Origin of the sequence: Nostoc sp. ChiQUE01b, from assembly GCF_034531255.1 — a bacterium.
Taxonomy (GTDB): Bacteria; Cyanobacteriota; Cyanobacteriia; order Cyanobacteriales; family Nostocaceae; genus Nostoc.
In genome coordinates, this window is the sequence record NZ_JAVRBM010000093.1 from 21,749 (window position 1) to 35,986 (window position 14,238).

Below are 14,238 nucleotides of genomic sequence, written 5' to 3' on the forward strand. Positions count from 1 at the left end.
TACACCTCAACCCTCACAGCAAATCTGCCACCAGCAATTCCCGGTCAATATCGTATCATTGTTAGATCCGATATCTTCAATCAAGTTTACGAAGCTGATAAGGAAGCAAACAACCGCACAACTTCTGCTGACCCGTTGAATGTTACCGTCGAGCAGTTACAGTTGGGTGTAGCGAAAGAAACAACCCTCAGCACTGGACAAGAAAGGCTATTTGAAATCAACCTGCAAGCTGGTCAAACCCTCCGCGTCAACGCCAACTCCAATGCAACTCTTGCCGCCAACGAAGTGTTCGTCCGCTTCCAACAAGCACCCACAAGTATTGTATATGATGCTGCTTACACAGGGGCATTAGGGCCAAATCAATCAGTAGTAATTCCTACTACTCAAACCGGAACTTACTACGTACTAGTACGCGGTTATGCTGAACCCAGCAACAACACGCCCTTGTCCCTCAAAGCAGATGTCCTACCCTTTGAAATTACTGATGTCGTTACCGACCGAGGTGGAGATAGCCGCTACGTAACCACTAATATTTTAGGCGCACAGTTCCAGCCAGGAGCAATTGTGAAACTGGTACGTCCTGGAATTGCCGAATACAACCCAGTTAGATACCAAGTCATCGACAGTACGAAAATTACTGCCATCTTCGACCTCACTGACGCACCCCACGGGCTGTACGATGTTAAAGTCATCAACCCAGATGGTCGGGTGGCAATCGTTCCCTACCGCTACTTAGTGGAACGGGCAATTGAACAAGATGTCACCATCGGTTTGGGTGGGCCAAGCATCCTCGCACCTGGAGATACAGCAACTTACGGTGTCTCAGTCCAAAGTTTGACCAATATCGACACCCCCTACGTACATTTTGCTATCGGCACTCCTGAATTGGGGAGAAACACAGAAGTCTTCAGTCTTCCCTACACGGAGTTTAGCTCAAATCTGCGCGGCAACCCAGAAGGCGTTTTGCAAGATGTCCCTTGGGCCAGTCTCATCTCCGATATCAATACCAATGGCGAAATCTTAGCACCAGGTTATGTCCTCGACCTCCCCAATGCCGGATTTGTTGGTCGCACATTTAACGTTCAAACTTACCCTGGATTGCAAGACGAACTCGCCAAAGACCCCAAAGGCTTAGACGATGTTCTAGATGAGGATATTGCTTTCCGTTTCCATATTTTAGCGACAGCAACAGCGATGACTCGTGCTGAGTTTGTCCAACAACAAACTACTTCAGCACTGCGGCTGCGAAATGCTATCCTCAAAGATCCAACAGCATCGGTTTCGCTGACGGTGCTGGCGGCAGACGTTAACACTTGGACAAACGCATATTTAGCAGCCTTAGAACAAGCTGGATTATTGCGTCCCGAAAACCAAGCACCGCCAATTCGGGAAAATCCGCAAGTAATTAGCTTAATGGCGACATTAGCGACTGGTTTACTGCTGGGGCCTGCCGGAAATCAAATTATCTCTAGTAATAACCTAGTCAACTTCTTTGAGCAAGTCCGCAAATGGTATGGTAATAATCCCAGTTTAAAAGGACAAGAATCGGCTGTTGACCTCAAACAATACGATTTAGGTCTGTCACAAAAAACCCACGCCCAATCTTTCAACGTCTACGTTCCTTTTGGTGAAGCTAGGGTTGAACTACCCCAAGGCGTTGCTGTGCCGCCTCCTAGCTTTGGTAGCTTCTTCAACACTGCTGGAACTACCAGCAATCTCGCTACCCTAACCGGCCCCTTGGGCTATGGGATGGAAAATATCATCCCTGCGGGTACAGCACTCCCCTACACGATTCGCTTTGAAAATGCCGCTACTGCTGACAGCAATGTTGGAGAAGTACGGATTGTTACTAAACTTGACGACGACCTCAACCCCCGTACCTTCCAGTTAGGTTCTCTGCGCCTGGGCGATATTCAGATTCACATTCCTACAGGACGTGGCACTTTCTCTGGAGATTTCGATTTTACCAGCAGCAAAGGCTTTATTTTACGGGTAAGTGCTGGCTTAGATGTAATTTCTAACACTGCTACTTGGTTAATCCAAGCAATTGACCCGAATACTGGGGAAGTAGTGCAAAACCGCGATATTGGTTTATTGCCATCCAATAAAGCGAACGGTGTTGGCAGTGCCTTTGTCAGCTACACCATTCTCCCCAAAACTGGCAGTGCGACTGGAACAGAAATTACCAGCGCTGCCAGAGTAATTTACAATACTGCTGCGCCCCTAGACACAGCAGAAGTCACCAATATTATTGATGCTAATGCCCCAACAACTATACTTAGCGCTACACCATTAGTTGCAGGTGGTTCTGACTATTTGGTGAAGTGGACGGCAACTGATGATGCAGCTGGTTCTGGAATTAAGCACGTAACTGTTTATGTCGCTGAAGATGGCGGCGATTTCAAGATTTGGCAACAGCAAACCACCGAGACAAGTGGTGTTTATGTTGGTCGTAGCGGACACACTTATGAATTCTTAGCACTAGCTACCGACAATGCAGGTAATAAAGAACAGCCATCATTAGGAATTAGTGCCCCCAATGATGGTTCTGCGGTTAACTTGGGGACTCTACCCACGGTTGAGAAAACGACTCAACCCGAATTGGGTACGCCACCTCTACCCCAACCGCAACCATCAACCAATCAACTATTCTTAGAAGCAAAACAAGGCATTCCATCTGCCACACCTACAACTCATCCATCTGAATTTAGCAGTGTTTTGCGTCCTTTCATTGCTTCTTCCTTTGCTACAGGCATTCCCAATAGTCATGCTAATATAGCACCCTTAGCGATCGCTGTTCTTAAAGATGGTTCGGTACTGGCTAGCGGTGGTGCCAATCGGGGTTCTCTGTACAACTTCTCCCCAACAGGTGGCGCAGCCAGTTCCCCGCTTACCACTTTGCAGTATCCCATTTTTGACCTAGCGACTGACAGCAATGGTAGCCTCTGGGCAACGACAGGTGGCGGACCCTTACTACAACTTGATGTCAAGACGGGTAATATTGTCAAGCAGTATGGAGACAGTATTACCCAAGCTTTAGCAATTCAAGCGGGAACCGGATTAATCTACGTTTCTTCTGGCAAGGGTATTGAAATCTTCAATCCCATCAATGAAACTTTTACTCATTACAGCGATTTGCGTGTTGACAGTTTAGCATTCAACGCTGACGGCAAACTTTGGGCAACCACATGGCCACAACGCGGCGATATTGTCCGCTTTAACAATTTAGGTCAGCCAGAACGGATACTTGAATTTGATTCCCCTGTAGATTCTATCGCTTTTGGTAAAACTGGTAGTCGGTTGGCAGGATTGTTGTTTGTTTCCAACAACAATGGCGATTTACAAATGGTTGATTTAGCAACCTTGCAACACGTGAAGGTAGCGTCTGGTGGTAGCCGTGGTGAAAATATCACAACTACAGATGATGGTCGCGTTTTACTTTCCCAGTCCCATCAAATAGATATATTCAACCCTGTCATTGCACCCAAGGTGGCGGCGACTAACCCGGCACCGAATGCGATCGTCGCTCTACCCCAAGGTACAATTAGTGTCACCTTTGACCAAGATATGTTTGCAGGGTCAGCCAATGACACCACCTCTGTCCTCAACCCAGCCAATTTTGAAGTTGTTAGCGCCAGTGGGACAATCACGCCACAGTCAGTCCGCTATGATGCCAAAACCCGCACTGTACTGCTTGATTTCAACACCCTGACTCCCGACCATTATGAACTACGGGTTTCCCCAAATCTTAAGAGTACGGCTGGGGCAGAATTAACTGATGGGTACAAAGAGCAGTTTACCGCAGTTTCAGATTTCTCAGCCCTAGTAGACTTTAAGTTTACCAATCCCCGTTCTGACAGACAGCATCAAACGATTTCCTATGATGTTATTCTCACAAGTAAAGCAAGTTCTGATTTACTGCTACCAGTAATGCTGTTGCTTGACCCAGCGCAATCCTTTACTGGTGTGCCAACTGATGCAACCCGCAATGCATCCGGTGCATATATGGTGGATTTGAAGGATAATTTACCTCAAGGTGTCCTGAAAGCTGGTCAATCTACAACTGCACATACGATTACAGTTTACAACCCAGATGCACTGCGCGTTGAGTTTACCCCAGGTATATATGCGCTTCCTTACCCCAATCTTGCACCGATTATTACTTCTGCCCCAGTATTAACAGCTTATTCCGGTCAATCATATAATTACCAAGTGGCAGCAAACGATCCAGATGGTGCTGTACTGGGATATCTGCTATACGATGCACCCGAAGGGATGAGTGTTGACCAAAATACTGGTTTAATTACTTGGTCGCCAACACAGCAAAGTCCGGTAAGCACTGATGTCACCTTGCAAGTATACGACCTGCGCGGCGCTCACACCACACAGTCCTTTACCTTAAATGTGGTCGGCGGTAATCACAAACCAGTATTTAATACTCCTGTTGTTAGTGGTGGAATTATCGTTTCATCGTCTAACGGCACAGCTTCTGGTGGTTCATCCACTAACGGTACTCCCATTACCGTCAAAGGTGCAGAAGGAAAATCGCTACAAATTAAGCTTTCTGCAACAGACACTGACCGCAATCATTTAACATACTGGGCGGATAACCTACCTAATAGTGCGATTTTCGATTCAGCTACAGGTATCTTAACTTGGACTCCCGGTTATGAAGCTGCTGGCACTTACGAAAACGTGCAGTTCACCGTCAGCGACGGTATAGAAAAAGTCACGCAAACTGCAACCATCCTAATTGCACCCACCAACCAAGCCCCCACCCTGATTCGTCCCGCTAACACAATCGTGCGCGAAGGTGAAAAAATCCGCATCCAACTCCAAGCCACCGACGCAGACATAACCAATTCTATTCCCCCACTTCCGACCTCCGACTTCCGACTTCCGACTTCATACCTCACCTACTCCAGCCCCCTCCTCCCTGGTGGTTCACAGCTAGACCCGCGCACGGGATTGTTTGAATGGACACCAGCTTACTTCCAAGCCGGAGAGTTTGAAATTCCCTTCACCGTTAGTGATGGTGAATCAATTACTACACAAATTACCAAAATTACAGTTCTTAACGTCAACGCCGCGCCTGTGTTTGATAATCTCGGCGCTTGGCAAATTCAAGAAGGGCAATCAGTCCGCTTCCGCGCCTTTGCTTTAGACCCAGATAACCCAGGCTTTGTACCCCAAGACCGCAATGCTGATGGTCAACTTACCATCTTAGAAGGTAGTGACCCATCTGTTACTTATACTGTCTCTGGTTTGCCTACTGGTGCTACCTTTGACCCAATTACAGCAATGTTTGCTTGGACACCAGGATATGCCAACGCTGGGATATACAATGTCACCTTTACTGCCACTGATGATGGTAATGGTACGGGAGCAACGAAGCAAACTTCCCTAATAGTACCAATTACTGTCTTTAATACCAACCGTGCGCCGCAAATTAACGAATTTACCAACGTTACCCTCAACCGGGGTGAAATACGAGATTTGGTAATAAGGGTGAGTGATGCTGATAATGACCCGTTGGTGTTGCAACTCAAAGCCGAATCTACAGGATATGGTATCCCTGATTTTGTCAAATTTACTGATAATAAAGATGGTACAGCTACATTGCACCTAACTCCAGGAGTGAGTGATGGTGGCGATTATTCCTTGACTCTGGTCGCAGCTGATAACGGAAATGGTGATGGTATCAATGCTGTGCAACGAGATGAATATACCTTTGTTGTTTCAGTGAATGCACCCAATGACGCACCGAAATTGCCCTTTATTGGCAACAAAGTTGCAGTTGTTGGCGAGACTCTGAAATTTATTGTTAAAGCCAGCGATCGCAATCAAGATAATTTAAACTTTAATCTGAGTAGTCTGCCTGCTGGTGCCACCCTTACACCCACTGCAATTTATGGGGAAGCATTATTCAGTTGGACACCAACACTTGCTGATATCGGCACATATCCTGTCACTATTCGGGTTCAAGATAGCGGTAATGGCAATTCAACAGAGGTTCTTAGCAGTCAGCAAGCTTTTAATTTAGTTGTTGGCACTTCTAACACCGCACCGATACTTTCGGCAATTGCCAATCAAACCGTTGCTGAAGGGCAAACTCTCACTTTAGCATTATCAAGCAGTGATGCTGATGGCGATACTCTGACTTATTCGGCATCAAATTTACCCGCAGGTGCGGTACTTGATGCGGCACAAGGGATACTCACTTGGAAACCAAATTTAGCACAGGCAGGAACTTATAATAATATCACTGTGACAGCAAGTGATGGTAATAAGAGCAGTTCTCAAACTTTTGCAATTCTGGTAAATAATACAAATCAGGCTCCTGTGCTAGCACCGTTGCCGATTCAAACTGGACTTGAAAACAACCAAGTCGGGTTTACCTTGGCGGCGGGAGACATTGATAACGATTCATTAATTTACTCGGCTGTTTCACCTTTGCCAACTGGTGCTGCTTTTGACCCGCGCACAGGTCAGTTTACTTGGAAGCCTAATTATGAACAAGCGGGTGAATATATATTAAGATTTGCGGCAACTGATGCTCAAGGTGCCAGCGATGTCCGCGATGTGACTTTGCGTATTACTAACGTCAACCGTAGTCCGGCAATATCTGTATCACCCCATGCTGTGGCGCTGGGTGAAACTTTGCAATTTACAGTTGCTGGTACTGACCCAGATAACGGTACAAATCTTACCTACGGTGCAGTTGATTTACCTGATGGCGCGGTACTTGATGCGGCGACGGGACAGTTCACTTGGACACCAAGTCCCGGTCAAGTTGGTGATTATGCTGTTACCTATAACGTTAGTGATGGAGAGAAAACAGTAACGCAGACATCTGTTGTGCGCGTGGCTGTTGCACCAACATCACCAACTGTTAACTTTGACCTCACACCAAGTTTCCCAGCAGTTCCAGGACAAAAGGTGATAGTGCAAACTCTAGCGAATAGTTTGGCCACAATTACCAATTTAACTGCCACCGTAGATGGTAGACCTGTAACTGTTGATAGTCAAGGCAGAATTGAGATTATTCCAACTACTCCTGGTCGCTTGGTTGTCGATGTCACTGCTACTGATGCCGATGGTCGCGTTGGTCACAACAGTACTGTGGTTAAAGTGCGCGACCAGCAAGACTTGGCTGCACCTATAGTTGCATTTGCACCTGGGTTAGATGGGGCGCTAGTAAAGAGTGTTACTAATATTATTGGCAGTGTTAGCGATGTCAATCTTGATAGCTGGGTACTAGAAATCGCTGATTTTGGTGAGAATGTCTACAGGACGTTAGCTAGTGGTAATGATGCTGTCAGCGATTTGACTCTGGCTCAATTTGACCCTGGTAAGCTAGAAAATGGTTTCTATCAGTTGCGCTTGAGGGCGACCGATATTAGCGATCGCTCGAATAGTGTTCAAGCAGTAGTCGAGGTTAATACTACCACCAAGCCGAGTGCCTATACCAGAACTGAAGCTGATTTATCTCTAACTTTTTCTTCTGCCTACACCCTACACCCCACACCCTACACCCTTAACCTCATACGCACCTACAGTTCTCTCAACGCTGATGAAGTTGGCAGCTTTGGTAACGGTTGGCAGTTGGCTGCTTTAGATACCAACATTCAAACTAATGTACCGTTGACAGGACGGGAATCATTAGGTGTTTATGAGCCATTCCGTGTTGGCACAAGGCTTTACTTAACTACTCCTACTGGTGAAAGGGTTGGGTTTACATTTGCACCACAGAAACACACAATTCCTGGTCTTACTTATTACACGTCTGCTTGGGTGGCAGATTCTGGGGTGAATTATACACTCTCTTCAGCTGAAGCGAAACTGACTTTGGCTGGTAATCGTTTGTATGACCTAAAAACGGGTCATGCTTATAATCCTGGTAGTGGGGAGTTTGATGGTGCTGATTACACGCTTTCCTCGGCAGATGGTACTGTTTATCACTTGAGTTCTGCTGGTGGTGTTACTGAGCAGATTGGGGTTAATGGTACACATCTAATATATAGCGATAGCGGTATTACCAGTGACACTGGGGAAATGGTGCGTTTTGTCAAGGATAGTGCTGGCAGATTAACGCAGATTACTGCACCAGATGGTAGCTTGGTGGTTTATAGTTATGACACCCAAGGTAATTTGGTATCAGCCCGGAATCTCGCTTCTGGTGAGTCACACCGCTACGGTTATTCTTCCCTCACTCCCTCCCTCCCTCACTCCCTCACTCCTCTTCTCACTCTAGTAACGGGAACACCAGGAACAGCAGGAGAAGCAATTACATATTCTACAACACCGCAAGTATCGCCTGTGTTGGCTGATTTGGGTAGTGCGGCGCAATTTACTGGTAAGACGACTAATGGTAGTCTGGGTGAGAGCGATCGCTATACTTTCAGTCTCAGAGATTCCGAATTACGATCTACTGCCACTGGCACTGTGCTGCTTGGTGTTGAGTTACAGGGTAATATGACATTACCCACACTCCTTGGTTTGACTCCTGTTGCCACACACCTTGATGCTAATGGTAGTTACGCCCTATTCGCAGTTGACCGTGCTGGCTTAAACCTAATCTCACTCACCAACACCTCCCCCACTCCCTCCCTCCCTCACTCCCTCACTCTCTTCATAGCTGGTGATGTTAACCGTGATGGGTTGGTTAATGGCGTTGATAGTGGATTGTTAGAAGGGGCGATCACTTCTGGTAATTATAATGCTATTTACGACTTCAATAGAGATGGTGTCATCAATGCTACTGATGTGCAGATTCTGGGTAGTAATTATGGCTTTACTGCGAATCGTGCGCCTGTTGTCAGTTCTACATCTGTGCTGACTCACTCTGATTTATCAACTAGCGTTGCACTGGATAAATTAGCTACTGACCCGGAAGGGGGTGCTATTTTCTACCGGATTATTAATCCAGTGAATGGGGCGGTGACGTTTACGCCTGATGGTCATTCTGCAAAGTTTACACCGACTGCTGGTTATTCGGGAATGGCGAGTTTTGATGTTGTTGCTGATGATGGGTTTAGTAGTTCTGCACCTGCTAGAGTGACGGTGAATGTCAGTAATGCAGCCTTGGTGAATTTGGATTTTGCACGCCGTGGGCTGCGGTTGGATGTGGGTGGAAGTACTGAGTTGGTGGTCGTTGGGGATTTTGCTGACCAACAAGATGTGATTCTGCCTTATGACTACTTGCAGTTGGCGTCGGATAATGCGGCGGTGGCGGCGGTGTCTGGGGGTAGGGTGACAGGGTTGAGTGATGGGGTGTCGGTGCTGAGTGCGTCGCGTAATGGCATTACTGCTGTGACAGCGCTTAGGGTGGGTGAGTTATTGCCAACTAACCAAACTCAATTAAATGTTGCGATCGCTGAACAAGAAGGTCTAGACTTGTACCCTGAAGCCGTCATGCTAACTATTGGTGCAACAAGACAATTATTAGTTGGTTTATACGGAGTAGAAGAATCACCAGACCTGAAATTTCAAGATGCTGGCACTCGTTACTACCTCAGCAATCTGGGGATTTTGCAGATAGGTAAAGATGGGCTAATTACCGCTTTAAATGAAGGTACTACCAACGTAACGGTAATTTACGGTGCAGCTGAAGTAATAGTACCCGTGCGTGTAGAAACACCTCATCTGGGCGAGACTAAACTCGGCATAAATGGCGGAGTTATCCAATTTGGTGATGGTGCAAACCGTTCACTGCTAATGCTATCTCAAGGCGCACTGCTTGAAGATACAAACGTTAACTTTACACTCTTAGACCAAAAAGAAGATTTATCACTACCAGTTCCTGGTGGATTTGAGTTTGTTGGTGGCTTTAACTTAGATATTGGTGACAATAATCTCCTAATCCCGGCACAGGTTGCTATTCCTGCACCAGCTAATTTACCTGTTGGTACTGAAGTTTACTTAATGCGTAAAGGTTCAATGCCTGATGCAACCGGAACTTGGCAGCCCATGTGGATATTAGAAGAATCGGCTAAAGTTACCGCAGATGGCATGATTCGCACCCAATCACCTCCATATCCAGGTGTAACCAAACCTGGTGAATATGCAGCTTTTTACTCAGGAGTTACTGGTAGCGGTAGCATAGTCAAAGGTAAGGTAAGCCTTGAATACAAATTCCCGCCAGCCTTCTATGGGCTTTTAATTCCACCACCACTACCAGATATTAATGTTGAAGAAATTGGATTTGGCATTGCCTTAGCAACATTCCCCAATAGTAAAAATAAAATAATCAAAGAGCTTAGTGGGGTACTTAAAATATTAAAAGCGCCCCTAGAAACAGTTACAAAAATTACAGAAATTGTAGAAACAGCCCAAACTCTGGCAGAAGTAGGGGCTGCTTTATCCCAAGGACAACTTGATGCAGAAGTTTTGAAAAAAGTTAGTGAAGTTTTGAAACCTTACAGTGCTTTTGGACAATTACTGAATCCAGATTTGTTTGTCTCTATCCCAGCATTTAAGGTTTCTTACGATATTTCATCAATTAATATCGTCCAAGTTCCCACAGTTGGACTACCAGTAATAACTTCTGCTAACGTACAACTCAATTCAGATGGGATAGCCACCTTTGAAACCAGGTTGAATTTACCTGCACCAACGACAATAGACCCATCTACACCGCCAGTTTTACAAAAAGCAGAACTGAAGTTTGAGAATCATGAGCCAGTAGTAATTCTCACAGGCAGTAACTTTATAGTTCCTTACGTCACTGCTAATATTTCCAATACTAGATTTGAAGATTTGATTGTTAATTTCCGTGTTGGCAATGCAACTTATCAAGGCACAGTTTTGTCTGGACAAGACTTGGGTAATAATCAATTTGAAATTAAAGTCAAACCCTCAAACAAAGCTGCTTTAGGAAGCGCCCAAATTTCCATCACCCGACCTCAGCAAGAACGCTTTGGTACAGAAGAGACAAGTTATCAAACTATTAATTACGACAGTAATTCAATTCGGTTCTCAGCTAATAATGGTTATGTTTTAGCAGCAGAGCCTTTTAGCGACAAAGTAGCTGTTTTACAAGGAACAAACCCATCAGCGGTAGTGGCAGCGACAAGTAGTAATGATTTATTAGTAGCTCGGATTCCAGTAGGTACTCCTGATGTAGCAGATAGACCTAGAGATATCGCTTTTACTAAAGATGGCTCTCGCGCTTATGTCACCTTAGAAAATTCCGGTCGCATTGCTTTAGTTGACCCATTACTGTTACAGCAAATAGATACCAAACCCGAAACTGAAGAAATTGACTCAATTATCTTACCAACTGCTGCCTCTCCACGTGCAATTGTGGTTGATAATCAAGACCAATACGCTTACATCGCTGATGGGCGACTGGGTGTGATTTATGTACTAGATATCAACCCTAACTCTAAAACCTATCATCAGGTAATTCAGAATATACAGGTTGACTCTGCCCCTGGTGGGTTACGTCAACTAGCTATTAGCAGTGATGGTCGCAAGTTATTTGCCACTGCGCCAAGTACGAACAGTGCAACAAAAAGCAAGATTATAGTGGTCAATATTGACCCCAAAGACAAGCCCAATCCTAACCAAAATAATCTTCTTTCTTGGCACAAGCAAATAGGCACAATTGATGCTGAACAAGGTGCAGAAGGATTGGCTAATACTGTTGACCCGCACTTTATTACCTTTACTAATCGCAACAGTGATGCTACGGGTTATGGAGTTCTGGAAATTACCAATGACGATCCACTCCATTTTGCTGCTACTACACGCTACACGCAACTTAATCTTGGCAGTATTTATGATTATTTTGATGTCAATGAAGCTGTGGCAATTACGATTACCAAGGATAAAAAATACGGGTTTATAGCTGGTTATAACGGTAGTAAATTCGGCTCTGGTATCGAGAGCATTGATGGTGTCCAGGCTGGCAGTAATATTGGAATTATTAAAGACCCATTGGGAGCAAACCCGCAGTTAGTTGCGGCTACACGACCCATTCCACTGGGGTTGGTTACGGACTTAGCACTTAGCAACGACGATCAATATCTTTATGCTTCCTACCCGTTGGGTGGTGGTGTATATATTTTTGATGTCGAGGAAATGATTAAAACCTGGGAACACCCAACTGACTATATTATTGACCAGTTTGGCAGACCCCAAGGTTCTCGCTTTTTTGAAGCCCTTTACCAACGTCCGGCTAATATCCTTGATTTTGCTGCGGTGCCAATTGATGATATTAACCCGAAAATCAGCATTGCTGCCGATTATGGGATTATTGCTGAAGATAGGGTACGGAATCAGTTTACTTATGGGGTGTCTGAGGGTAGTACTAGCGCTCCTGTAAATGTTGGTATCACTCGAAATCTGGCTGTATCACCTCCTGATTTGCTGACGTTGACAAGTCCGAATGGGATTAAGGAGGGTGATTTAACTCCTACCTTTACTTGGGATTTTCAAATCCCTGATGACCAAGTTAAGGAAGTTAACCTGTTTGTCAGTACTTTTGCTGAGGGTAAAGGTTTATTGCCTTGGGATCGAGTGGTTGATTTATCCGATTCATCGTTTTTACCTGAGTTAAATCAACAGCAAAAGCAGCAACTGTTAACTAAGTCTTGGAATAAGTATGATGATTTCAATCCGGGACGAATTGTGACAGCGACTTGGAAGCGGGAAACTAATACTTGGTACTCGCATGATGGTACTACAATTGTTGCTCAACCGACTCATGACCCGGCAAATAACAATACTCGTTTTACGTTACCGGATATTACCACGCTAACGGCTGGTCAAAATTATCATTGGGCTGTACAAGCTGTTAGCAGTACGGGGCAATCTGAACTGGAGTTTGGTAATTTTAATACAATTACTCCTTTTAATGCAAATCCTTTTAGTAGTGTAACTGTCCTCACTCATGGCTTTACTCTAAAGCCAGAAAATACGGGGATTCCTGAGAATTTCTATGATTTAGCAGACAAAATTACTTCTGGTAATGGGAATTTACCGTCAGAGAAGGGGTTAATTCTGCGTTATGACAAGCCTACAGGTCTGTGGATTCCTGTAGATAATAAGGCACGGGTACTTGCTGAATTGACGGGTGGTCTTAATCCTGGGGATGACAATTATTTGGTCACGTTAGCAAACAATATTCAAAGCAAATATGTCAACCAAAATAAAGCATTAGTTTTGCTCCCTGAATGGTCTACAAATGGTGAGTCAACCCAGCCAAATAGCGGTTTTACGGAAGCTGCTGCTGATGCAATTTTCGCTTCGATTGTGCAATTAGACCAGGCTTTAGGTGGAGATGTAGGAGAGCATGATGCTGCTGGTAATTTAGTTAGATTGTATGACAATGAAGGGGATTTAATTCGTACTCAAGGAGCGTTGTTTGATTCGCCGTTACACTTTATTGGTTTTAGTCGCGGCACTGTTGTTAATAGTGAGATTATTCAACGCTTGGGAACTTACTTTCCTTATGCTGGTGGGAAAATTAATGCTGATGGGACACCAGTTGTTGATAGTAATGGTAAGGCAGTTCGTGATTTGCAGATGACGACTATTGACCCTCATGATTTTTATCAGGAGAGTTTGAAGGTTAATTTAGCTGGTTTTAAGTTAAAAGATTTTAGAGATTTTAATGAACCGACGGTTCAAGTTTGGGATAATGTCACGTTTGCTGATAACTACTATCAGACTGTAGCCGATCCTAATGGTTCAACTTGGACTCCTAATGGTCGGCGTATAGAGGGTGCTGATGTCAATAAACTACTTAATGGGATGCCTGGGTTTACTGAAGATGCTAACCCCTTAACACCTTGGGATAACCCACATGGAAGAGCGTTTGCTTGGTATGCAGGTACTATCAATTTAGGCTTGGATGAAGTTAGTAGTGGATATACCCAAGAGGCACAATCAATTTATGACCAATTAGGTGAAAAAAGTGTTGAAAATTTAATAGATCCGCAAGCCAATAATGTTTCACTGACACCGTGGTACTCTTCGGCTGAGAATCAAGGTTCTACGGAGGGTATTGGTACTGGTTGGTTTTACTCGGCTTTGGGTGGTGGTAAGCGCCCAACTGTGGATATGAGTAAGCGGGTGTCAGTAAGTTTCGATAATACTGATGAAGATATTGTTAGCGGTGATTTTGCGGTTCCTACTGTTTTCAATGGCAGTTTTGATGTTGGTTTCAGTGATGACCCAACGCGGATTTCTCACAAAATCTGAAAAAATGGGATCAAAAACTGCGACAATGTA

At 44.9% G+C, this 14,238-nt stretch carries 1 protein-coding gene (running past one end of the window); it reads left to right on the forward strand.

The window, feature by feature from the left end; all coding sequences use genetic code 11:
- Positions 1-14,208: the 3' portion of a CARDB domain-containing protein gene (locus tag RMY63_RS35185; protein WP_322733133.1), read on the forward strand. 12,948 nt of this gene lie to the left of the window's left edge; the window shows 14,208 of its 27,156 coding nt (coding positions 12,949-27,156); its start codon lies beyond the left edge, outside the window; the stop codon is at positions 14,206-14,208.
- Positions 14,209-14,238 lie beyond the last annotated feature (30 nt).